General features: G+C 41.3%; 25 protein-coding genes and 1 pseudogene. 20 read left to right on the top strand and 6 right to left on the bottom strand.

All coding sequences use genetic code 11. The annotated features are described in order from the left end of the window. The 7 genes and pseudogenes from CFK37_RS00405 (at window position 1) to CFK37_RS00375 (ending at window position 7,261) form a co-directional block, all read left to right on the top strand. Window positions 1-1,611 (top strand): aminotransferase class V-fold PLP-dependent enzyme, encoded by a 1,611-nt coding sequence (locus CFK37_RS00405; RefSeq protein ID WP_089060050.1) that lies wholly within the window; start codon window positions 1-3, stop codon window positions 1,609-1,611. Next, window positions 1,608-3,449, top strand: a complete 1,842-nt coding sequence (locus CFK37_RS00400) for an LTA synthase family protein (RefSeq protein ID WP_089060049.1) — start codon at window positions 1,608-1,610, stop codon at window positions 3,447-3,449. Before CFK37_RS00405 ends, CFK37_RS00400 begins: the two co-directional genes overlap by 4 nt. 13 nt (window positions 3,450-3,462) lie before the next feature. Further along, the gene (locus CFK37_RS00395) at window positions 3,463-3,654 is read left to right on the top strand and encodes a transcription initiation factor TFIIIB (RefSeq protein ID WP_172840433.1); all 192 of its coding nucleotides are present in this window, start codon (window positions 3,463-3,465) and stop codon (window positions 3,652-3,654) included. 32 nt (window positions 3,655-3,686) lie between these two features. Then, a complete protein-coding gene (locus tag CFK37_RS00390) occupies window positions 3,687-4,304 on the top strand; it encodes an NUDIX hydrolase (protein ID WP_089060048.1) in 618 nt (205 codons plus the stop codon). A 977-nt stretch (window positions 4,305-5,281) separates the two neighbouring features. Next, window positions 5,282-5,542: a CD3324 family protein gene (locus CFK37_RS00385; protein WP_089060047.1), complete on the top strand. Its 261-nt coding sequence runs from the start codon at window positions 5,282-5,284 to the stop codon at window positions 5,540-5,542. A 147-nt stretch (window positions 5,543-5,689) separates the two neighbouring features. Beyond that, window positions 5,690-6,258 (top strand): annotated as a pseudogene (locus tag CFK37_RS00380) (GNAT family N-acetyltransferase). Further along, entirely contained in the window at window positions 6,245-7,261 is a 1,017-nt protein-coding gene (locus tag CFK37_RS00375) for a serine hydrolase domain-containing protein (protein ID WP_089060046.1), read from the top strand. The pseudogene CFK37_RS00380 and the gene CFK37_RS00375 overlap by 14 nt, the downstream one beginning before the upstream one ends. Before the next feature lie 185 nt (window positions 7,262-7,446). Here CFK37_RS00375 and CFK37_RS00370 read toward each other — a convergent pair whose 3' ends face one another. Together CFK37_RS00370 and CFK37_RS00365 are read right to left on the bottom strand one after the other, a co-directional pair. Further along, window positions 7,447-7,932 carry a DinB family protein gene (locus CFK37_RS00370; RefSeq protein ID WP_089060045.1) on the bottom strand — a complete coding sequence of 162 codons (486 nt, stop codon included), beginning with the start codon at window positions 7,930-7,932 and terminating at the stop codon, window positions 7,447-7,449. 28 nt (window positions 7,933-7,960) lie between these two features. Then, a complete protein-coding gene (locus CFK37_RS00365; protein WP_089060044.1) occupies window positions 7,961-8,368 on the bottom strand; it encodes a VOC family protein in 408 nt (135 codons plus the stop codon). Between the two features lie 210 nt (window positions 8,369-8,578). Between CFK37_RS00365 and CFK37_RS00360 the strand changes: the two genes are divergently transcribed. Both CFK37_RS00360 and CFK37_RS00355 read left to right on the top strand, forming a co-directional pair. After that, window positions 8,579-8,788 carry a hypothetical protein gene (locus CFK37_RS00360; RefSeq protein WP_089063491.1) on the top strand — a complete coding sequence of 70 codons (210 nt, stop codon included), beginning with the start codon at window positions 8,579-8,581 and terminating at the stop codon, window positions 8,786-8,788. Window position 8,789: 1 nt separating this feature from the next. Further along, window positions 8,790-9,548 carry an RQC-minor-1 family DNA-binding protein gene (locus CFK37_RS00355; RefSeq protein WP_089060043.1) on the top strand — a complete coding sequence of 253 codons (759 nt, stop codon included), beginning with the start codon at window positions 8,790-8,792 and terminating at the stop codon, window positions 9,546-9,548. A gap of 117 nt (window positions 9,549-9,665) precedes the next feature. Here the strand turns inward: CFK37_RS00355 and CFK37_RS00350 are convergent, their stop codons facing one another. After that, window positions 9,666-10,073 carry a hypothetical protein gene (locus tag CFK37_RS00350; protein WP_089060042.1) on the bottom strand — a complete coding sequence of 136 codons (408 nt, stop codon included), beginning with the start codon at window positions 10,071-10,073 and terminating at the stop codon, window positions 9,666-9,668. Window positions 10,074-10,447: 374 nt separating this feature from the next. Between CFK37_RS00350 and CFK37_RS00345 the strand changes: the two genes are divergently transcribed. Next, window positions 10,448-11,194: a gluconate 2-dehydrogenase subunit 3 family protein gene (locus CFK37_RS00345; protein WP_342746727.1), complete on the top strand. Its 747-nt coding sequence runs from the start codon at window positions 10,448-10,450 to the stop codon at window positions 11,192-11,194. Between the two features lie 24 nt (window positions 11,195-11,218). Continuing rightward, window positions 11,219-12,955, top strand: coding sequence for a GMC family oxidoreductase (locus tag CFK37_RS00340; RefSeq protein WP_089060040.1), 1,737 nt, complete (start codon window positions 11,219-11,221; stop codon window positions 12,953-12,955). A 56-nt stretch (window positions 12,956-13,011) separates the two neighbouring features. Here the strand turns inward: CFK37_RS00340 and CFK37_RS00335 are convergent, their stop codons facing one another. Next, window positions 13,012-13,464 (bottom strand): YndM family protein, encoded by a 453-nt coding sequence (locus CFK37_RS00335; protein ID WP_245837278.1) that lies wholly within the window; start codon window positions 13,462-13,464, stop codon window positions 13,012-13,014. A gap of 404 nt (window positions 13,465-13,868) precedes the next feature. Between CFK37_RS00335 and CFK37_RS00330 the strand changes: the two genes are divergently transcribed. From CFK37_RS00330 to CFK37_RS00310, 5 genes are all read left to right on the top strand, one after another. Further along, window positions 13,869-15,461: a long-chain-fatty-acid--CoA ligase gene (locus tag CFK37_RS00330; RefSeq protein ID WP_089060039.1), complete on the top strand. Its 1,593-nt coding sequence runs from the start codon at window positions 13,869-13,871 to the stop codon at window positions 15,459-15,461. 284 nt (window positions 15,462-15,745) lie between these two features. After that, entirely contained in the window at window positions 15,746-17,137 is a 1,392-nt protein-coding gene (locus CFK37_RS00325) for a DUF2254 domain-containing protein (RefSeq protein ID WP_089060038.1), read from the top strand. Window positions 17,138-17,289: 152 nt separating this feature from the next. Next, entirely contained in the window at window positions 17,290-17,400 is a 111-nt protein-coding gene (locus CFK37_RS00320) for a YjcZ family sporulation protein (RefSeq protein ID WP_089060037.1), read from the top strand. A 143-nt stretch (window positions 17,401-17,543) separates the two neighbouring features. Beyond that, complete coding sequence (locus tag CFK37_RS00315; protein WP_089060036.1) at window positions 17,544-17,828, top strand: hypothetical protein; 285 nt, start codon at window positions 17,544-17,546, stop codon at window positions 17,826-17,828. A gap of 96 nt (window positions 17,829-17,924) precedes the next feature. Then, entirely contained in the window at window positions 17,925-18,383 is a 459-nt protein-coding gene (locus tag CFK37_RS00310) for a hypothetical protein (RefSeq protein ID WP_089060035.1), read from the top strand. An 89-nt stretch (window positions 18,384-18,472) separates the two neighbouring features. On the opposite strand, the gene CFK37_RS00305 is transcribed toward CFK37_RS00310, so the two are convergent. Then, entirely contained in the window at window positions 18,473-19,015 is a 543-nt protein-coding gene (locus CFK37_RS00305) for a CBO0543 family protein (protein WP_089060034.1), read from the bottom strand. A gap of 160 nt (window positions 19,016-19,175) precedes the next feature. Between CFK37_RS00305 and CFK37_RS00300 the strand changes: the two genes are divergently transcribed. After that, on the top strand, window positions 19,176-19,961 hold the full coding sequence (locus CFK37_RS00300; protein WP_089060033.1) for a hypothetical protein: 786 nt from the start codon (window positions 19,176-19,178) through the stop codon (window positions 19,959-19,961). 9 nt (window positions 19,962-19,970) lie between these two features. Next, on the top strand, window positions 19,971-20,426 hold the full coding sequence (locus tag CFK37_RS00295; RefSeq protein WP_089060032.1) for a hypothetical protein: 456 nt from the start codon (window positions 19,971-19,973) through the stop codon (window positions 20,424-20,426). A gap of 109 nt (window positions 20,427-20,535) precedes the next feature. Here CFK37_RS00295 and CFK37_RS00290 read toward each other — a convergent pair whose 3' ends face one another. Then, window positions 20,536-20,991: a carboxymuconolactone decarboxylase family protein gene (locus tag CFK37_RS00290; RefSeq protein ID WP_089060031.1), complete on the bottom strand. Its 456-nt coding sequence runs from the start codon at window positions 20,989-20,991 to the stop codon at window positions 20,536-20,538. Between the two features lie 177 nt (window positions 20,992-21,168). Between CFK37_RS00290 and CFK37_RS00285 the strand changes: the two genes are divergently transcribed. Both CFK37_RS00285 and CFK37_RS00280 read left to right on the top strand, forming a co-directional pair. Continuing rightward, entirely contained in the window at window positions 21,169-22,776 is a 1,608-nt protein-coding gene (locus tag CFK37_RS00285) for an aryl-sulfate sulfotransferase (RefSeq protein ID WP_245837407.1), read from the top strand. 262 nt (window positions 22,777-23,038) lie between these two features. Beyond that, complete coding sequence (locus CFK37_RS00280) at window positions 23,039-23,671, top strand: DUF421 domain-containing protein (protein ID WP_089060029.1); 633 nt, start codon at window positions 23,039-23,041, stop codon at window positions 23,669-23,671. Window positions 23,672-23,879: the final 208 nt, after the last annotated feature.

Raw genomic sequence — 23,879 nt, 5'->3', positions numbered from 1 at the left:
GTGAAACATACTACATCAATCTTATACAAAATAGCAGATGACGTGGAGGAACTTGAACAAATACACAGTTTAAATTACCAAACGTTTGTAAAGGAAATTCCACAGCATCACGCGAATAAAACAGGAAAATTAATTGATCGCTTTAATGATGAAAATACATATATCGTCGCAAAAAGAAATGAAGAAGTAATCGGCATGATTGCTGTCAGGGGGCATCGGCCATTTTCACTGGATCAAAAGCTTGAAAATCTGGACAGTTATTTACCGGAAAACGCTGTACCATGCGAAGTACGGTTATTGTCGGTGAAAGAGGCCTTTCGTGGTGGACGGGTTTTCTACGGGTTGTGTGAGCAATTGGTGTCCTACTGCTTGGAAAAAGGATACACGATGGCCCTGATTTCTGGAACGACCAGGCAGGCTAAGCTGTATAAACATCTTGGCTTTCTGCATTTTGGCCCGCTTGTTGGCACAAAGGAAGCGCCATATCAGCCAATGTACTTAACGAAGAAAAATTTTGAGCTGGCTTCAAGGGTTTTTCAAAGGCTGCTGAAGCGAAAAGAAAAACCTTTTTATCATAACTTTCTACCAGGCCCGGTTGAGGTAACAAAAAAGGTAAGGGAAGCATGGCAAAAACCAGCAATCTCACACCGGTCAACTACATTATTGAATGTAGTCCGTGACATCCAAAGCAAGTTAGGTAAGCTAGTGAACGCCAATCATGTTGAACTAGCTGTAGGAACTGGAACGCTTGCTAATGATATGGTTGCCGCGCACTTGTCGTCGCTTCCTGGCAGGGGGTTAATTTTGGCTAATGGTGAGTTTGGCGAGCGCTTAAAGGATCATGGCAGGAGATGGAATCTATCCTTTGCAATGGTGCATAATCCTTGGAACACATCCATTTCAATTGAGGAAGTTGACCGTGCTTTAAAAGATGATCCTGATATCAGATGGCTTTGGGCCGTTCATTGCGAAACATCAACGGGATATGTTAGCCCGTTAAAGCAATTGACGGAGGTTTGTCAGAAGTACCAAGTGCATCTTTGCTTGGATGCCTGCAGTTCGATTGGCGTGCTTCCAGTTGATTTGTCGGATGTGTATTTGGCAACTGCGGTCAGTGGAAAGGGACTTGCATCCTATCCAGGGCTTGCGTTGGTATTCCATCAGGAAAGTATGATGCCAAATGCGCAGGTTCCGAACTACCTGGATATTGGGACATATCAGGTATACGATAGTGTTCCGTATACCCATTCTTCAAACGGCTTGATGGCCCTGCAGGCTGCATTAAGTAATCCGCAGCCGACTAGGGAAAGTCTTGCTGAGGAAATATGTCATACCTTCATGGAAGCGGGAATGGATGTTCTTCGGGGCAATAATTATTCACCGGGAATCATTACCGTTCAGTTACCAGAAGAAATAGATTCCAGGGTATTCGGAGACCGGTTAAAATCGGCTGGTGTATATACAAGCTATGAGAGCGCCTATTTACTGAAAAGAAACTGGTTTCAGGTTGCACTGATGGGAGAACAGAATCAGCCGAGTGCCAATAAAGCGATTCAACTGATTACGAAGCTGTTTAATCAGTTGCATAAGGAAAAGGAAATGAATACATGAAAAAGCTAACGGCCTATTTATCGAATCATTTAATCGCTACAACGGTCATTTTACTATGGCTGAAAACAGTGATTGTTACTTACTTCTGTTTTGACTTAACAATTGTCTCTTTCATGGATATCCTATTGCTCATCATTAGTCCAATAGGTACGTTAATGTTGTTTATTGGCATCAGCTTTTTGTTTGGCAAGCGGGTTCATCCAATCAGTCTAATCGTGATTGACATCCTGATTACCGGGCTGCTGTACGCCAATTTACTGTACTTTCGTTTTTATATCGATTTTGTAACGGTCTCTGTATTGTTTCAACTGAACAATGTTGGCGGTCTAGGGCCAAGCACACTTGAGTTGCTTTCGCCCTTCGATATTCTGTTGTTTATCGATATCTTTGTTGTGGGTTATCTGGTCTATTCCATGAAAAAAAGAAGGAAGCAAATTAACAAACCAGCTCGAAAAAAATATTTAGCCACAAGTATTAGTTTAATTGTGCTTACCTTTTGCATTGGAGTTTTCCAATACCCGCATTTGCTTAAAACAGGGTATGATCGCGAACAGCTTGTCGAGTCGCTTGGTCTGTACAATTATCAGCTCGTAAATATTGGATATGGCATAAAGGCGCCGATTGAAAAGGCATTATCGGATAAGTCGGATGCCGGAAATGTTAGCGAATATATTCAAAGTAAGCCACATGAACAGACGGACTTATTTGGGCTGGCAAAAGGGAAAAATGTCGTCTTGATTAGCCTGGAGTCCACGCAGAATTTTGTCATTAATCAAAAGGTAAACGGGGAAGAAATAACACCATTTCTCAATGATTTGATTAAGAAAAGTTTTTATTTTTCCAATATCTATGACCAAACCGCTCAAGGTAAAACGTCAGACGCGGAGTTTATGATTGATACGGGATTGTACCCGCTGCCAAGTGGTTCTGTTTTCGTCCGGCGCCCTGAAAATACATTTGAATCACTCGAATATCTTTTAAAGGAAAATGGCGGCTACACAACGGCTTCATTCCATGGCAATGACCGAGATTTTTGGAATCGGGCACAGATGTACGAGAACCTAGGCTATGATCATTTCTTTTCAAAAAAATATTACGACGTAACAAAGGAAAACTCAATTAACTATGGAATTAAGGATATTCCTTTCTTTGAGCAATCAATGGAAAATCTTACAGAGTTACCTGAACCGTTTATGGCAAAGTTCATTACGTTATCAAATCATTTTCCTTTTTTGATAGATGAAGCGGACCGCACCATTGAACCGGCCAATACGGAGGTAGACGTTGTGAATCGGTACGTCACGACTGTCCGATACGAAGATCAGGCAATAAAGCGATTCTTCCAGTTAATGAAGGAACAGAACATGTATAAGGACACTATATTTGTTATCTATGGTGATCATTATGGAATTTCAAAAAAATATGAAGCGGGTGTTCATGAATTACTTGGGCAAGAAGAAACACCGCTGAACCACCTGGAATTACAGCAGGTTCCCTTGATTATACATATCCCTGGCCAAGATGGCAGGACAATCAATAAAATTGGCGGGGAAGTCGATATTCGGGCCACATTGCTTCACCTATTAGGGATTTCAACCGAAAATCAAATGGCGTTTAGTCAAAGTCTGTTTACAAGAGATAGTGATAAGCCAGTCGTACTGCGGGATGGAGGTATGATCAGCAAGGATTATGCGTATTTGAATAACGTCTGCTATGACAGGAGTTCCAGGAAAGCAGTGGGTTATGGTAACTGCGCCCCCTATTTAGATACAGCCCGAAAGCAATTAGAGCTGTCCGACAATATTATACTTGGAGATTTACTGCGGTTTATTGATTGAGGGGGTGTAGTTGATGAACAGAATAAAGGGTGAAATCGAATGCCCCAAATGTGGCGGCAGGGATTTTGGAATTGGAAAGCAAAAAGGTTATGCAAAAATGAGCTCGGGTCGTTTCAACTTAGGTTCAAATATAATACATCGGATTTGTACGAATTGTGGTTTTATTGCGGAAAGCTATGCAGAGAAACCAAGGAATTTCAGATAGGTTTTAATACTCTAGGAAATTAGGTGTTTTAAATGAGTTATCAATGGCTGGAATGGGAAAAACGGATTCAGTCTTTGTCTCAAGCTGGGTTAGCATTTTCGAAGGATGTATATGATATAGAGCGATACGAGGAACTGCGCGCTATTAGTGTGGAAATTATGGAGGGGTATACGGGACTTGAAATGGAAAAGGTTGAGGAGCTATTCACAAATGAAACGGGATATCAAACGCCCAAGGTTGATGTACGCGGGGCTGTTTTTAAAGATGATAAACTATTGATGGTCAGGGAAAAGGTGGATGATCGCTGGTCCTTACCTGGGGGATTTTGTGATATTGGTTTGTCGCCTGCCGAAAATATTGTAAAAGAAATAAAAGAGGAATCCGGCTATGATGCTGCATATAAAAAGCTGATTGCCTTATTGGATACGAATAAACATGGCCATCCGCCACTACCTTATGATTATTATAAATTGTTCGTTCACTGCGAAATAGTTGGCGGAGAGGCAAGCAGCGGAATGGAAACAAACGGTGTGGAGTTTTTCGCTGAAACCAATTTGCCAAAGCTTTCTACTAAGCGAAATACGGAGACGCAAATTAGAATGCTTTTTGAATATAAGCGAAATCCGGATATGGCGACGATTGTGGATTAGAAGTTTGTCGGGTTTTTTGAAAAGCTGTTTTCGCATAGTTAGTAGCTAATAGCACCTCATGACGTATGCGGTAGGTTATTTTCCACTGCGGACCGTTGCTTTTTAGCGGGAACGGCTTCATTATCAACTCACTCTGCGGGGTCTTCAGACTCATGCTGTTCTAAGCAGGAGTCAACGGTCCTCCGCTCTAAACAACTATTGTAATAGCGGGTAAACTATGTCATTCATCTCGCACTTTTCAGTGATTGGAGCTGCGGGTAGTCGACTCCTTCGGTATTGATAGGCATAGGTGAGACCCCGGAGGACGTCAGAAGGCCACTGAAAAAGTGGTGGATTTTACAAATTTAGCTTTTCACCTTTACCTAGCATCTTGAATATACGGAGACTCCTGCGGGAAGTGAGAGATCGGCGAGACCCCGGAGGACGGCAGTTAATGAAGCCCGACTAAAACCGCCCTTTGCGGGCAACGTCGGCTACCCCTTGCCGGGGCAAGGAGGCTCGTCACTCGCCCGCGGAAAGCGACGTATATTCAAGATACGATGATAGATCCACATATTTAGTACTTTATTTACCTTTTTCAGTGACCTTGTGCGACAGCAATTTTTCTGCGAGGAGTGCAGCGACACTGAATTTACTTGTAACACGACAAGCACAAGGAGGCTCACCAGCCGCCCGCGGAAAGCGACTACCCGCAGCGGAAATCAGGTTGCTGTTATGTCGCTGTTATATGTTATGTTTCAAATGCAACAATCTTTTAGAAAACAGCCTTGAAAAAAAGAAAGGAGCTGAGAAACGGTATGAAACGTATTATTTCATATGCCAAATCGGCAGCATCTCATGCAAAGCCTGTTACTGGGGGCGATACTTTGCATGGGGTGGTTTAGGATGATTCTATCGCCTGAGCAAAACGACATCATTTCTAGTATAGTGGCTTTGCACCTTATTGATAGTTGAAATATAATAAGGGGCTGGCAGAAATGAGCTATGTAAAAGCAATAAATATTTTACCGGAAGAATTGATTAAAGAACTTCAAAAATATGTTGATGGGGAAACCTTGTACATTCCGAAAAAGCATTATCAGAAGTGGGGCACCCGTTCTGGTGGAAGGAAGGCAATTGATGAACGAAATGCATCTATGAAGGACGACTTCAAAAGGGGCAAAACGATTGGTCAATTAGCCGACGATTATTTTCTTTCACCGGAGACTGTTAAAAAAATTGTATACGTTAAAAAATAGTTTCGACGCACTGGTCATCTTTATCATGGGATGATCAGTTTTTTTACACCCTAGGGCAATGTTGATTCTTAATTATTTTCCCCATATCAAAAACCTGGTAAATCCGCTAATATTTAAACTAACAAGTTGGAATGGAGCTGAAAATTAGTGGAACAACATGTAACAAAGTTTTTAACGGGTGAAAGGGTATATCTTAGACCCCTTGAAAATGATGATTTGGATTTGTTTTATACGAAGGCGCTTTGGGATAAAGAGGGAAGAAGATTGACGGGAACACAGGCTGTATTCAGTCGCTCTGGCGTTCAAAGCTGGTTTGATAAAATCTCGGCAAATCCAAACAGAATCGATTTGCTTATTTGTTTGCAGGAAAACAACCGGCCGATTGGGGATATAGCAATGCTTGATATCGACCATCAAAATCAACGATCCGTAGTCAGAATATCAATATTTGATCAGGATTGCTGGGGGATGGATTCGGGACGGAGGCGATGTCCTTACTACTGGAATTCGGGTTTGGCATTTTAAATTTGCACAGGATTGGACTGGATGTGTTTGAGTACAACGCTCGGGCCATTAAAGCATACAAAAAACTGGGATTTCAAGAAGAAGGAGTCATCCGGGATGAGCTGTTTTATGACGGGAAGTTCCACGATTCCATATTGATGGGGGTATTGCGCAAAGAATTCAGGAAGGTGGGGCAAGATGCACAAAGGTAAAATGGATCACGCGATAGAAAATGCTGCGATGGACACCGACTTTTCAGGAACTGTATACATGAAAAAGGGAAACAATGTCATTCATCAATCGGCATATGGTTATGCAAACAGGGCAGAGCGGATTGCAAATAACGTGGATACGAGGTTTGGGGTTGCATCCGGCTGTAAATTGTTCACGGCTATAGCAATTTGTCAGCTAGTAGAACAGGGAAGGCTTTCTTTTCACACACGCCTGAAAGACTGCCTAACTATAGATTTTCCAAATTTAGATGAGTCAGTAACCATTCATCATCTTTTAACACATAGCTCTGGCATTGCAGATTATTTTGATGAGGAAGAAATGGATGATTTTGAAGAGCTCTGGAAAAACCAGCCTAGCTATCTATTGAAAAAGACGACGGACTTTTTGCCAATGTTTCAGGATAAAGATAGGATGTTTCAGGCTGGGGAAAAGTTTCATTACAATAATGCCGGATATATTGTATTAGGGCTAATTATTGAACAATGTACGGGGCGCAGCTTTACCGATTATGTTGAGTCAGCGATATTTCGAGAGTGTGGCATGTACAATTCTGGGTATTTTTCACTTGACGGGCTTCCGGAAAACACAGCGAATGGATATATCGATAAAGAGGATGGAACGTGGAGAACCAATCAATTTTCAATACCGATTAAGGGAGGGCCTGATGGCGGAGCTTTTATTACGGCCCCAGATATGTTGAAATTATGGGAAGATCTGTTCAGCCATCAGCTGTTAAGTAAAAAATATACGGATGCTTTGTTAAGTCCTCAGATTATGGTAAAAAACGATGTTTACTACGGTTATGGGGTATGGATAAACAAACGGAATGATCGTATTTTTAAATACCATGTGATGGGTTATGATCCTGGCGTCAATTTCCGTTCATCCGTTTACCCGGATCAGAATATTAAGCTTGTTGTGGCTTCGAATAAGGAATCCGGGTCTTTTGATGTGACGAAGTTGATAGAGAAGTGGGTATGATTTTGTAAAGTTTATTTTGATTAGGCTTAATTTTTTCCTTCCCATTTTTTACTTTCCATCTTTACCCGAGCATTATTGTTGAAAATAGTGAGTATATACTAGGTTTAGCGGAACTGAGAAGGTCTTCTGATTATACTGTTTCTTTATATGAAGGGAAAGAGCCTGGGAGTTAATCCAGGCTCACTTTATAGATGCCCCGGCTCGATAAGATCGGTATCATCCGGCGTATAGCCCAATTGCCGGCTCATGGAGACAATTTGGCCTTTGTGATGAAACTCATGTGTGATGACATGTGTATAGAGCCAAAGGGTTGTTAATTCCTCTTCTTCGTCCTGCCAGGAAACAGGCCCGGTAATGCCGAGATCCCACTGACCATCAAACTTTTCAAGAAACTCGTAAACTAGCTTGTCCACTTTTTCAAAAATGCGGCGCATATCCTGCACATCACGAACTAGCTCAGGAGTCACCAGTGTCAGTCCTTTTTTGAGACCAAAGTTTGCAAGCCACGATTGATAACATTCCGCGACGTGTACATGCAGGTTTCGGATTGAGCCCCATCCGAAATTGTCATGCTCATGTGTATAGTCTTCTATGGATAATGTTTCGCAGTACTGAAACAATTTCTCCCTTGTCAGACGAATTAAGTCATACTGGTTAACTAATACATTCATGTTACATTCCCTCCCATTTTGCACTTGGTCATGCTGCGTCATCGTCCATAAACAACACTTCCCAAAGGTGGCCGTCGATATCTTGAAAACTCCATCCATACATAAACCCATGGTCTACTGGGTCATTTGATTCTTTTCCACCAGCTGCAAGTGCCTTATTTACAATTTCATCAACCTGTTCCCTGCTGTCAGCTGAGATTGCCATAATTGCTTCCGTGCTTTTTGCAGCTTCTGAGATTTCCTTTTTTGTAAAGGTTTGAAAAAATTCCTCTACCAGTAGCATCACAAATGTGTTCTCATTAATAATCATGCATGTTCCGTTGTCATCAGTATACGATTGATTGAAAGCAAAGCCGATTTTCGAGAAAAACTCCACAGACTTATCCAGGTTTTTGACGGGTAGGTTAATAAATGTTTGACCTGCTTGTAGTGCCATCATTATCATCCCTTCACAAAACGTATTAACCAATAGATTCGACAAAGTTTATTATTTTCCTGCTTTGCTGATTGAAGTGCTGGTATGAAATATCGGAAGGGAGTCAATCTTTAAGTTAGATGGTAAAATAGTAGAATAGAAGTTTGACACGAAATTTAGAAGGAAGGGGTGGATGAACTTTGCCCCTTAATAGGAAAGGATTTGAAACCGATGGGGAGAAATAAGAAGAAGTCTGATTGGGCAGAAGCCAAAAAACGCTGTCGTTTGAATCAAAATGATATACAAATGGCAAAAGAGCTCGGTATGACACCAAAGGGTCTGATAAAAAATATTCCTTTTCCTTCGCAGCAATGGAAAGCGCCGGTCAAGGTATGGGTACGGGACCTGTATCAGGATAAGTTTGGGGAGGTGCTTAAATAAAATGAAGTATAATGCAGGACAATTACCTGAAGAAGAGATTAGGGTTATTTTGAGAGCAGCGGATACTATTATTGCATCGGGCGGCCGGACACTTCTAGCAAAGATTCTAAAAGGATCCCGTGAGAAAAAGGTATTAGCATTAGAATTGGACAAGTGCCCATCATATGGATTTTTTCGTTCAGAAAAGCTGGAAAATGTTATCGAAAAAATTGATTGGATGATAGACTTTGATTTTCTCGACACAAAATATAGGGGAAAGTTACCGATGATTGTTTTTACAGAGCGGGGTTGGAAAATTGAGTCTGACCAGCTGACGGATGAGCTATTGCATGAATGGGATGAGTGGCTGGAACATGACAGACAGACTGTTGACATGAATTATTTAAAAGATCGTAACCGGGAAATGATACTATTACTACTTGATAAGGTTAGCGAAACAGGCGAAACGAAGTACATCCCTTATTTAAAAGCATGGGAAGAAATTGATTATAAGAAAGTAAGGGCTAGAATTCGTGAGATCATTTCGGCACTCGAATCCAGCGAACCGATTAATCTAGAGTCTGCTGAACAAAGAAAGGTTTCTATTCAGGATGCGTTGCAGGGAGAAGCACCACAAGATATCCTGCTAAAATGCTGGGAATGCGGTGAACGTTTTACTTTTAGAGTGGGCGAGCAGCGGTTTTATAAACAAAAGGGCTTTGTCTATCCCAAAAGATGTACGGATTGCCGGGACAAAATTAGATACGGCGATTTTCTGTAAGGAATTTTAGAAAAACCTTAATGACACAACTTATACTCTTGCTACAATGGATGGCAATAATTATTAAAAGGGTGGGTACGACTGGCGCAGTCGCATTTCCACCCTGAATTCCATAACTTACATCCGTACAATGACTGCTCCGCCACCACTTCCTTGCACACATTTCGTATCTTCCTGGTCATGCATCGATTGTAGCAGTTGATTATTTTGGGCAATCAACTGATTAAGTCTGGTAAGCTGGTTCTCAATATTCATCATCATTCGGCCCATGGATTGCATATCCGGTGTACCAGAATACGGCATGGAGGGATAAGGGGGATAATCCTGTATAGCGTCCTGTTCCATATCCGGGTACATACTCGGCCCGGGCATACCACCATGTGTTTCAGATTCCATACCTGTTCCGTGATCCCCGTTGTTGCCATTTTGCCGATAACCCTCCCGTTGTCCGTTCCAGCCCTGATTTTGATAATAATGTTCATAAGGATGGCCAAAGCTCCGCCTAGATGGATCATAATAAGACATCCGCAAACCTCCCTTCCTATACACCCAGTTTATTCCCCATAACAAATAGCGGGTACAATCAACCAATAAATGATTGATTCGCCTATGGGGCGGAGGTTCCTTGATTTTGGTGGGACAGAGGGACAGGTCCCTTGACCCGCGCACCCGGAATTACAGCCCAAATGAGATGTAAATCGGATTTTTAAGAGGAATTACCCAAATGTCAAAGCGTTAAACCTTCTATCAGTGTTGATGGAAGGCTTATTTTTTGAGCAGAGAACATAATTCTCGTACCGGACTTTTAGGGACAAGAGACCTGTCCCTATGTCCCGCGTTTATTATTTTTGATGTTGGAAATAATAAGGGTAAGAAAATTATGGAAGGGGGAACAAATTGTGGATGAGGATTCTAAGAAGTCGAATATGTCACGTCGGAAGTTTATCCGGAATTCCAGTTATGCTGCTGGTGGCTTGATTGGTGGCGGGATAATTGGATCGTTAATTGGGACGAATTATTTTAATGATACGGAGCAACCATCTACACGTTCTTCAAAAGAATCAAATTTTAATCGGGCCTTGATGTTTTTTACAAGGCAATCGGATTTCCAAATACTTAGCGCAGCAACTGAACGAATTTACCCGAAGGATGATCAGGGTCCTGGGGCAATTGAGCTAGGTGTTCCTTACTTTATTGACCATGAACTGGCCGGGGCATATGGACATAATGAACGTGAGTATATGAAAGGTCCATTTTTAGAAGGTACTGAATACCAGGGATATCAGACACCGCTTAAGCGTCATGCTGTGTTCATGACCGGTATCCGGGCACTGGAAAGTGAAAGTAAATCCGCGTATGATGCTTCTTTTGTTGATTTAGAAGGAGAACAGCAGGATAAAATACTGAAAAAGTTTGAGAATGACGATGTGAAACTGCACAAAGTAAGTTCTGCGTATTTCTTTGAAATGCTGCGATCTGCTACGATTTCAGGTACATATGCTGATCCGTTGTATGGCGGCAATGCAGACATGGATGCGTGGAAGATGAAGAACTTCCCAGGCAGTCAGATGACGTATTTAAACAAAATCGGCAGTGAAAAGTTTATCGATATTAAACCAAAATCATTAAATGACCACATATCTTAATTTGTGGAATAAAGGAGGATTACTGTGGCGAAAAAATTAGATAAGGTGGAAGCGGTGACGGTTGGCGTTGGCTGGGCCGGCGGTATTATTGCTGCCGAGCTTGCGAAGGCAGGAGTCAAAGTCGTTGGCCTCGAACGGGGAAACGACCGGTCCACTGAAGATTTTCAAATGGTGCATGATGAATATCGGTACGCGATTCGCTATGAACTCATGCAGGATCTATCAAAAGAAACCATTACATTTCGAAATAAGCCCGGAGAAAAGGCATTACCGATGCGTCAGTTTGGAGCATTTTTGATTGGAACGGGTGTTGGTGGCGCTGGAGCCCACTGGAACGGCGATACATGGTTTTTCTCACCCTATGATTTTGAAATAAAAACGATGACCGATAAGAAATATGGTAAAAACAAGCTGCCAAAAGAATATACGCTACAGGACTGGGGCATCACGTACAAAGAATTGGCACCGTATTATCATCAATTTGAACGAATGGCCGGGACAAGTGGGGAACTTAACCCGCTTAGGCCTGAACGGACTGAAAAGTACCCAACCCCGCCAATGAAAGATACGCCAATCCTTAAAAGTTATATGGATGCCGCCAATAGATTGGGGCTTCATCCATTCCGCCAGCCATCCGCCAATATTTCCGAGGTGTACAAGAATCCGGATGGAGAGACATTAAACCAATGTCAGTATTGCGGTTTTTGTGAAAAATTTGGCTGTGAGTACGGGGCAAAATCATCGCCGAACGTTACCGTAGTTCCGACGGCATTAAAAACCGGCAATTTTGACCTGCGCACCCATGCCAATGTGACTGGAATTATTCATGATGGCAATAAAGCTACAGGTGTCAGATACGTGGATACCCAGACTGGTGAGGAATTTGACCAGCCAGCCGATATTGTGGTTTTAACGAGTTACACCCTGAACAATACACGGCTACTATTGCAATCTGAACTTGGCCGGCCATATGATCCAAAAACAGGAACCGGTGTTATTGGCAAAAATTACTGTTATCAAATCACTGCAGTCGCTACAGGATTTTTCAAGGATAGATTCAATGCTGCCATGGGAGCGGGGGCGCTGGGTACTACCTTGGATGACTATAACAATGACAATTTTGACCATTCGGATTTGGACTTTATCCATGGTGGATCGATTACAATGAAACAGCTTGGGAAACGGCCGATTAACGAAAATGGGGCACCAAGCGGAACACCCAGGTGGGGGAAAGAATTTAAAAAAGAATCAATCAAATGGTTCAATCGTTCCATCCCGGTTACCTCACAAGGTGCCTCCATGCCGCATAAGAATAATTATTTGAGTCTTGATCCAACGTATAAAGATGCATACGGAAATCCGCTGCTTCGAATGACATATGATTTCACGGAACAGGATCATGCACTGTACGACTATATCACCGCCAGATGTGCAGATATTTTAGAAGAAATGGGTGCAGAGGTTGTTGAACCGAAAGAGCTGACAGACCATTTTGATATCGTTCCTGCACAAAATGACCATATCACTGGTGGTGTAATCATGGGCGCAGACCCGGAGACGTCTGCACTGAATAATTATTTGCAGATGTGGGATGTGGACAATGTGTTCGTTATCGGAGCTTCTGCTTTTGCCCATAATGGCGGGTACAATCCAACGGGTACGGTTGGCGCTTTAGCATATCGTGCCGCAGAAGGGATTTTGAAATACCGGAAAAATAAAGGCCAGCTGGTAAAGCGGGAAACAAGTAATAAACTTGTATAAAACAATCAAGCCAAGCACCTAAGTGGGATGCTTGGCTTTTTTAATGCGCCCGTGTCTTATTCTTCCGGACCATTACCCTGATCTTTTTTAGTATCGGGCTCCAGTTCCGAACTGAACTCAGTCTGCAGATCCCGATTATAGTATCCAGGCATTTTCGTATCATCGGTCACAAATTGCTTTTTCATATACCAATGAACAAGCAATTCGCCAAGTGCAATTCCAAATGCAGATAGGAGCGAAGCGGTTCCAAGGGGGACAGCATTATCAAACAAAAAGGCGCCTAAAGCCCAGACTCCGGCCAGAGCCAGAACGAAGTCGACCATCGCGGCCCCGACATTCCCCATTTTTGGCAGAAAATACAGGTCGCCAATGATAAACGATGCCCCGGTCAGCACAACGCTCGTAATAATAATATTAGTAAAGGAAACATCAAATAATCCGCCAAGGATAGCCCATAACACAATTGTCATCAGAACGAATTTAATTAACAATGCGGTTACATATTTCAATTTCTCTACTCCTTTCGATTTTATGCTTACCTTAGGTTGTCCCTTTTTCAATTTCTAAAACATCAAATTGGATTCGTGCGTTGCAGGTTAAGAAGATAACAGCCAAAACTTGCGGATATCGGCCAAATTAGGGGACGGCCAAACTCAGAATATATTTGCCAAATTTCGGATATATCGGCCAATCTCAGGATATATCAGCCAAATTTAAAATAAATCGGCCAATTTCCAGATATATCAGCCAAACATCAGTATATCGCTGAACCCGTATAACCAATCAAAAAAATCCGCTATTACTTAAAGCTAACCGTCTCTTGATGGCCTATCACTTGCAGAAAGCTTAATTATTTTATATAATAAGGCAAAATATTTGGACATTTTAAAAAACAAGAAGGAGTTGGATTCGTATGTTTTCTCCGTTAACCCCGTTGGACTGGAAACGAAGGGCAGTAAAGTATTATCCGGATAAGGTTGCCGTTATTGACGATGACAAGCAATTTACCTACAAGGAATTTGGTGCGCGAACGGACAGGCTTTCGATTGCCTTGCAGCAGGCTGGTATTGGGCAGGGCGATCATGTTGCAGTAATGCTGCCAAACACTCATTATATGCTCGAATGTTTCTATGGAATCTGTCAGCTCGGAGCAACAATGGTGCCGTTGAATTACCGGTTAACAGCGGATGATCTGAAATATATTATCAATCACAGCGACGCCAAAATGCTGATAGTTGATGAGGAATTCAGCGGTCCAATTGAGGAAATCGTTGACGACCTGTCCTTGGATGAAATTGTAACCGTTTCCGTAGCGGGCCAGGACACTACCTTAACAGGAGTGGACTATGAAGCTTTTCTGCAGCATGCACCAGAAGATGCAGTACCGCCTGATGTTGAGATTGATGAAAATCAGTTGCTCACGTTGAATTATACGAGCGGCACCACCTCGAAGCCAAAAGGGGTGATGCTGACACACCGCAGTAATTATCTTAATGCGGCCAATTTCATGCATCATCTCGGAGTTAATCACGACGATGTTTATCTTCATACATTGCCGATGTTTCATGCGAATGGCTGGGGCGGCGTTTGGGCCATTACGGCTGCGGGTGGTACGCATGTCTGCTTGCGGAAAGTGGAGGCGCCGCGCATTCTCGATTTGTTTGAAAATAAAAAGATCTCCTTATTATGTGGTGCACCTACTGTCATCAACATGCTTGTCAATGATCCGAAAGCGAAGGAAACAGATATCAAGACCCAGCCACGAATGGCAACGGCAGGCGCTCCTCCAGCTGCGGCGCTGATCAACAAAGCGCAGGAAATCCTGGGACTAAATATGATTCATGTTTATGGTTTAACGGAAACATCCCCATTTATTCTCTATTGTGAGTGGAAGAAGGAGTTTGATGACAAATCAGCTGATGAGCAAGCAACAATTAAAGCGAGACAGGGGATTGAACTTGCCTTTAATGGGGAAACAAAGGTTATTCATCCTGATGGCGAGGAAGTTGCGTGGGATGGAACCGAGCTTGGTGAAATAATTACCCGTGGCAATGTTGTCATGGAAGGGTATTATAAGGATTCGGAAAAGACCGCCGCTGCTATTAAGGACGGCTGGTTCCACACGGGTGATTTGGCGGTAACCTATCCAGATGGATTTGTTGAGATACGCGACCGGGCGAAGGATTTAATCATTTCCGGCGGCGAGAACATTTCCTCAACAGAGGTTGAAGGCGTTTTATACAAACATCCGGATGTAATGGAAACAGCTGTTATTGCTGTACCTGATGAAAAATGGGGTGAAGTACCAAAGGCGATCATTGTATTGCACCCTAATGCGAGTACTTCAGAAGAAGCAATTATCGATTACTGCCGGGCAAATATGGCACACTTTAAGGCTCCAAAAGCTGTTGAGTTTGTCGAATCTTTGCCAAAAACAGCGACGGGCAAATTGCAGAAGTTTCGTCTTAGGGAAATGTATTGGGATGGTCCTAAGAAGGTTAATTAATTGGTTTAAATTTACGTTTAAATTTACAATCTTGCATGAGGGTTGCTCCTATGTGAGATTGTATTTTTTTTGCGTTTAGGAGGTATAAAAAACTCTAGAAGAATTAAGTAAGCAAGACCTCTTGTTTGCTATTAACAGAATTAGTGGGCGGAGTTGCCTTAGTTTTTGTGTCAAAAAGCAATCTTTTTAGAAAACCGTCATTTTAAATCTGAAAAGCGGGTACGTTTCAGTCGTTTCCATTCAGGGAATTTTAACAGTCATCTGGACCAAAGGAGCTAAAGTTTATGTTTTTCAATTTACTGCCAAGTTCAATCAGAAAATACTTTCAAATGTCTAAACGTCAACGGCAGCATGAATTGCGTTTAACATTGTGGCGTACACCGTTTTTTTATATTATTGCTACATTGATTTTGGCAGCATTGGTACTATTTCTTGATGTTTGGCTTGGTTTAGCCAGTTATACAAATAAGTTTTTTCGAGCCGATTTTCAAACAACAAGGCTATTAATCAGTGCGCTAATTGGCGGTATTTTGACGCTAGCCGCCTTTACATTGAACTCGCTGCTCGTTGTATTAACAACGTTTAGTGGCCAATTTTCACCTAGAATGCTGCAGAACTTTGTAAAGGATAAGCAAACACAGCATATTTTAGGAATTTTTAATGGGAGTTTCGTGTTTATCCTAATCATGTTTCTTTTCATCAGTAGTCATCCGGTAAACAATTTTGTCGCTGTCCCGCTTTCGGTAGCTGGTATTGCGTTTATCAACATTTTAACGTTCATATACTTTATCAATCATGCTACTGCTTGGATGCAGGTTCATAATATTACTGATGGTATGAAAAAGGTCTCTGAGAATATTATTCAAGGGTCACTGAAAAGGGATTTGGAGGACTATCGAACTGAGGAACCTGGGGATCTGATGCGAGCCTATCAAGCTCATATTAAAATGGTTAATGCCCCGAATTCCGGTTATGTGCAATTAATTAACTTTTATGACTTGGTGGAAGAAGCGAAGCGGGATAATATTATTATCAAGGTGGAAACGAGAGTGGGCAGCTTTATTTTAAAAGATAATGTATTGTTTTCTTACTGGGGGCCAAATGCGGAAGACATTAATGTAGAAAAATATGTACGTATGATCAATATTGGGCATAAGGAAACGGAAATTCAAGATTTGAAGCTGACAATGAATAAGCTGTCGGAAATTGCGATTAAGGCGCTTGGCAATGATGATCCTAAGACAGCAACAAATACAATCCATCAACTGGCCGATTTATTGTTGACAGTGGATAATAATATAACGTTTACTCCTTATTTGGCTGATAACAATAACCAGGTTCGACTGATTGTTGGCATAGAGGATTTCGACTATTATTTGTACCAAGGATTTGGAACCATTCGGCACTATGCCCAGAAGAACTATCCAATCATTATTGAACTCATCGGTGCTTTAGTCAGTCTATCAAAGTCAATTGATCCTTCAAGGCATGACAATCTGTGGCGGTTTTCTAAAAATACATTGGATCATATTTACACCGAATTTATTTTTGATTTGGATAGGAGTCTTTTGTTGGAAAAGATGTATGACCTTGCTGAGGTGACTGGCAATTTGGAAGAATATAAGGGGATTGAAAAACATTTAGCTAGCAACGCCATCAACGATTTGCCATGTTAACAGTTTAAATAACAGGATAATTCTGACCAAAGGTTGGAATTACCCTGTTATTTTTTAAAATTAATTATCACCGGGACGAGATTGTCGTCCATACAGAATCATTTTTCATTCATAAGATGGTATTATTCCTATTGCGAAAGGAGGAATTTCAAATGGGTTATGAAGGAAACGGTGGCGGATTCGCTTTAATCGTTGTTTTATTCATTTTGCTTATTATTGTTGGAGCTGGCGGTTATGTAGGCGGCTTTGGCGGAGGTTATTAATTTACAAGACTGCCTATAGCAAACGAATTCTAAATTCCTCTTCAGATATAAATACCTCCTCTTCTGAAAGCTGGTTTCAACCGGAAACCAGCTTTCTTTCATTAATTTGCCTATTCTTGGACATACTGTTGGTGGGTGATGATATGAAGGCTAATGAAAAAGATTATAAAATATATAGTGATGCGATCGATCAGATACAGCAAGGAAACGAAGCGATGATAGACTTATTTAACGCGCTTGAGGATGATGTTTCGCTTGTTGATTTTAAGGAAGATGTAGCAACAAACATTGCAAAGGCAAAGAAGAAATATGGCAATGACATGGTGAATAGCAAGATTAATACGCTTGTTGGAGAAATGCTTTCCTGGCTTGATATTGAGGATGTTGATTTGGGGGAGGAAGAGGGTGAGGATGAGCAGGATACCTAGTACATATAACGCTTGCTGTATACGTTTAAACGTGTTGGGAAATATAAGCTTGTAACCCTAGCTCGCTTGCAATCCTATGATGGTTACTGATGAGAGGTGAGGTCAACGGAAAAATTATTTTGGAGCATTGCGCTTCCCGGTTTGGGCCAACTTTTAAATGGTAAATACCTCAAAGGAATTGTATTGATCCTATTGGAATTTCTGATTAATGTTCAAAGCCACCTTAACATGCTTATTGTATTAAGCTTTCATGGGAAAATTGAAGAAGCAATCCAGTTAGCCAATTACAACTGGCTGATGTTTTATCCTTGTGTTTACCTGTTTGGAATTTGGGATGCATACAGGGACGATGGATGTGGCAGGAAACCATACTCCTTTCTTCCGTTTGTTTCAGCAGCCTATATTGCGACTGTTGGTGTGGTCTGTTCATCGTCTTTTAAAATATTAGGGGTATTATGGGGGCCAATTTGGTTACCGATCCTCTTTATTTTACTTGGGGCATTGGTTGGAATAGCGGCTCAAAAAATTATTATACGCGTTCAGAATCAAGAATAACGGACCTTCCATTCGCGGTGTAGGAGGGTCCGTTATGTTATACGTAAACATCCTTCTTCTTTTGAAAGGGGTTTTTTGGTGCGGCAAGCTTATTCGCCTTTTCTATCGACCCAGTCAGCAAACCATTTCGCGAAAATCCCAATCAGAATGTAAAAGGGAGCGGAATACCATATATTCCAAGTTAAAAGATTGTAAATGCTTAATTTAATCATAACTGGTTCTGCCACTAAAACTGCGAAAAAAGTCAATAATACCAGGATGATTGAATAGATTTTCCACGTCCGGGCGTATTGATAAAGCAGCATATAAAATACGGGGATAATGGCAAGATCAACGGTATAAAGCTGGCTTGCGAAATATGTCATTTGATAGGAATATGCCCAGAAATCCAGCGTTAAACCGATATCGTCAAGGATAAATGCAAGTAAACTTGTAGTTAGACCGACAAGTATAATGGATTTGAAATGTTTTTTGTCCACTAGTATTATCCATATTATCCAAAGGACGATAAATAATAAAACGAGAAACCACCATTGAAAAGAAAAAAGAACATCATCAAAAAAGTAATTTTGTTTAAAGTCCGAGTATTCCTTATGTGATTTAATCATATCATCCATTAGTCTTTGGCTCATTGGGCGAACCCACCTTTACATGCGCATTAACCATATGATTCGTCTCCCAGCAAATATATATACATGATTGACCTGGAAATAGAATAAAGCAATAAGTTTAAGGAAAGTATATGTATGATACAGAGAAGTCTTTCAATTGTGGTTAATAGGAGTTATCTAAATGAACAACTACACAAATAATAATACTGCCAGGCGTTATACTGCACATGTCAGTATTTTCGGTACAACGCAAATTCATTTAAGGAGTCCTTATATAGTTGCCTGGTGGAGTGCAGCTTTTCCAGGTTGTGGACATTTACTGTTATCTAAATATCTGCGCGGGTTTGTTTTATTTATCTGGGAAGTAGTTGTTAATCTGCAAGCGAACATCAATTTAGGGATTGTTTATTCTTTTCAGGGTGAAATGGACAAAGTAGTGGAAGTGCTGGATACCAGATGGCTCTTAGCCTATATGCCTGTGTATTTATTTGGAATTTGGGATAGCTACCGGACAACAATAGACATGAACAAGGTTTTTGTATTAGCAAATCGGGAAGAGCATCGTTTTAATTCTTTTAGCCTCGGTGCGGTGGAAATTAACTATTTAGATAAAAGAAATCCTGTAATGGCAGTTATGTGGTCACTATTTGTTCCTGGCCTTGGCCAGCTTTATATACACAGACTTATTACAGCTTTTTTTGTTATTTCATGGAGTGTCGTATTCTTTTATTTTTCGCATGTGCTAGAAGCCACGACTCTTTTTATTTTGGGAGATATTAAACAGGCCACCGCAGTTTTAAAATCACAATGGTTCTTGTTCCTGCCCTCCCTATACTTTTTTTCCATGTATGATTCCTATATGAATACGGTTGAAAATAATAAGCTGTTTGAGAGAGAACAACGAAGGTTTCTAAAGGATAATTATCAAAATCCTGATTTCAAATTACTAAATCGGTCTGAAAAGTGATGTGATACCATGCAGTTATTTTCTACTTTTGATAGCAATATATTTTTAGAAATGGCTATTTCCACATTGGAAAAACGTGGGATTAATCAGGAAAATATCTATGCGGTTCCACTTGATAACCGGACTGAGGACCGTAAGTTATTTGATACGATTCATCGGTCGGATGGTACATCGCTTATCGATATTGGGTTCGCACTTGCGACTGCCTTCTCCGTTATTGGTGCTAGTATTGGATTTGATTTGGCGTGGGGGCCTATTTATTGGGGCTTGATTAGTGCATTTATTGGTTTTGTTATTGGTGTTGCTATTCGGCTTTTCACAGAAGGGGTATTTAAAAAGCGAAGACGCCTAAAAGGAAAACATGCCGAGGTAATTTTAATCATTGAATGCGAGGAAACCAAGGGTGAATTGGTTGAAGAAATTTTATGGGATCACATGGCGATAGGTGTGGCTAAAATTAAATAGATGTGAGAAAAGAGCTGCTTCCATTATTGGGAGCAGCCTTATTGGTATACCGCTTGGTCGTGTATTGAACTCAGAAGGCTTGTTATCATCAGCCTGGTTTTTGTCAATATTATCTTTTAGCCTGATAGTCGCCTGGTACTGCGCGCATGGTTATGGCGAGCCGATTCCAGCTATTAATTGTATTGATGGCGTAAACCAAATCAACGAAATCTTTTTCATTGAAATGCTCCCTGACCGAATCATAAAGCTGATCGGAAATTGAGTTTGTTGAAATCTGTGTAATGGCCTCTGTTAATGCCAAGGCTACTCGTTCTTTTTTGGTGTAAAAGTCGGTTTCCCGCCAGGCGTTTAACGCGTACAGACGCTGTTCGGTTTCACCTTTGGCACGTGCATCCTTTGTGTGCATGTCGAGGCAAAATGCACAACCATTTATTTGTGATGCGCGTGTTTTGACAAGTTCCAGTAATGCAGCGTCCAGATTGCTTGCTTTGGTGTATTTTTCAAATTCTATCATGATTTTCGCAGCATCAGGCGCGATTGAATAATAATCTAATCGAGCTTCCATGGTATCCCTCCGTTTATTTTTTAGCCTAATTTAATTGTAATCCTTTCTATAGCGATAAACAAAGTTGGTGCTTGTATTTCAAGGCTTTAGGGTCCCCTTTTCGTTAGAATGCTAATTAAACCTGTGCTAACATTAAGATAATAAACCATTAGTTGGGAGCAATTAGCAGTGAAGAAAATGTTAGTAGGAGCATTAGGCGGAGCGGTGATTGTAGGCATCATCTTGTTCATTGTGACGTTTAATGAAGAAAAAGATCTGGCAACAGAAAAAGAAGGAGAACGTACAGTTTCAGCCGATACGGAGCTGCTTAACGAACAGAATTCGATTGAACAAGTAATTAGCAGTACGTATGAGCAAAGGGATTACTACTTAAAGGATCCATTGGTAATTGCTGATCCATATGGAAAAGCACCACTTACAGCACTTATCAAGTTTGAAACAAAGAATCCAGTCAAGGTAACGGTTACCGTAAAAGGGAAGACAGAAGGGGCTGACATCGTAAAAACATTCGATGGTTATAGTACTGAACACGCTATTCCTGTGCTGGGACTCTATCCTGATTACAAAAATACCGTAATAATTGAAGGGGAAAGTAAGGACGGAAAGGTTAGGAAGACGAAACTGTCCGTCACAACAGAACCGCTTCCAGATAATTTTCTAACAACAGAACTCATCAAATCGAGTCCGGAAAAAATGGAGAACGGCCTGACATTCCTCATTCCAAGCAGTGAATCTGCATATGCAGTTGATTATAACGGAGACGTGCGCTGGTATTCGAGTTTTCCGAACAGTCATGTTTTCAAACGAATGAATAATAACAACTTATTATATTTAACAGAAGAGAGGGACAAGTATAACCTTTTACTTGAAATGGACATGCTTGGTCAGGTTTCCAATGCTTACGAAGTTACGGTCAGCAATTATCAAGGATGGGGAATCATTCATCATGATGCTGTCGAACTGCCAAGTGGAAACATACTTGCCACAGCGCATGATGGGTCTCAATATATCGAGGATTCGATGATCGAGATCGACCGGGAAACCGGTGAACTTGCTGATCAGTTGAGCTTGCGTGATATCATGCCAAAAGATTTCTATCAGGAATATGATGGACCTTCAGCGGATGAAGGGGATTGGTTCCACCATAATTCGATTTGGTACGATGAAAAGAAAGATGACATTCTGATTACCAGCCGGCACCAAAGTTTGGCAATGGAAATGAGTTATCCGGAGGGGGAAATTGAATGGATACTAGCTGCCCATGAGGGATGGCCGGAAGATTATCAGCAGTATTTGCTGGAGCCAGTGGGGGACGACTTTAAATTCCCTGGTGGACCACATTCTATTACAGTATTACCTGATTTAGATAACAATGATAACACGAAGGATATCATGTTATTTGATAATAATATCGCCGTTTCCCGCGGTGATGAAAGTGTCAGTGAAGAATACAGCCGCGGCGTCCAGTACCGGATTAACACCAAGGAAATGACAGTTGAGGAGATTTGGTCCTATGGGAAAGAACGCGGAGAAGCCTTTTTCTCCAAATATGTCAGTGATGCAAACTATCTAAGTGATACCGGAAATAGGCTGATCGACTCCGGATACACCAAGGGGGAAGACGGCAAGATGCGCAGTATTATTGTGGAAGTGACAGGTGATGAAAAGGCTGAAGTGGTATATGAACTCAAGGTAACTGGTTTCAAGGAAGGGGACCACAGACAGATTTACCGTGCAGTTCGCATGCCACTTTATCCGGAAAAGTGGGAGTTTAATTTTGGGTGAAGGGGAGATGAGATGTATACAATCGAACAGGTTTTAACGAGAACCATCTTCCATGGGAAGGCATGCATCTGCGAATCATTACTTACATTAAAAAATTGATATAACTGCTGTAATTGAGCGCTTCCCTTTGATTTGCGGAAGCGCTCTTTTACCGCAGTAATACTTTAACACTTTACCATGGTGGGGGACTGTCCCCGCTCAGAATAATGGGGCGGATCTGGAGGGATGATATAAAAAAGTATGACGAAAGGAGCTGCTTGTGTTGGATTTAGATTGGATTTGGAAATCGATACTTATCGTTTTTGTTGGTACATTCCTGTTACGAATTGCCGGCAGAAAAACAATTGCACAAATGACATTGGCCGAAACAGTGATTATGATTGCGATTGGGTCATTGCTAATCCAACCGGTATCAGGCAAAAGTGTCTGGGTTTCTTTTGCAGTTGGCGGAATCCTGGTTTTAACTCTCATTGCTATGGAATATGGACAACTTAAGTCGGATGGACTGGAAAAGCTAATTACCGGTAAATCAAAAATTTTGATTGAAAATGGTACGATAAATGAAAAGAATATAGGAAAACTGCGGATGACTGTCGACCAATTGGAAATGAAATTGAGACAGAAAAATGTAACGAAAATCAGCGATGTTGAGTGGGCAACCCTGGAGCCTAACGGACAAATGGGTTTTTCCTTGAAGAAAGAAGCACAGCCAGTTACCAAAAAAGAATTTCAGCAACTGCTGCAATCCGTAAATCAATTATCAGCAAATCAACTCCAGATGGAACAATTAAATCAGCAGTTGAATCAGATGAAAAATCAGTTAAACCAACAAAATCTATTTAAAGAGGTCAAGGATCAGGGACATGTTGAGACCCCGCCTAAGCATTTGCAATAGGGAATAAGTAGCGCTCTTCTTTTATTGGGGAGCGTTTCATATGTTCTGTATAAAATAGGGAGTACTTTAACACTCTACCATAGTGGGGGACAGTCCCCACTTTAGCACTCTACCGCAGTGGGGGACTGTCCCCATTTCATTGACTTTGTTCACAAAAGGGTGTAATATTTACCTTGAATTAGAGATAAATGAATTCGAGGTAATTGGA

Origin of the sequence: Virgibacillus phasianinus (assembly GCF_002216775.1) — a bacterium.
In the GTDB taxonomy this organism is placed as follows: domain Bacteria; phylum Bacillota; class Bacilli; order Bacillales; family Amphibacillaceae; genus Virgibacillus_F; species Virgibacillus_F phasianinus.
The sequence above is the reverse complement of the archived record's forward strand: the minus strand, read 5'-3'. Positions and strand labels throughout refer to the sequence as shown.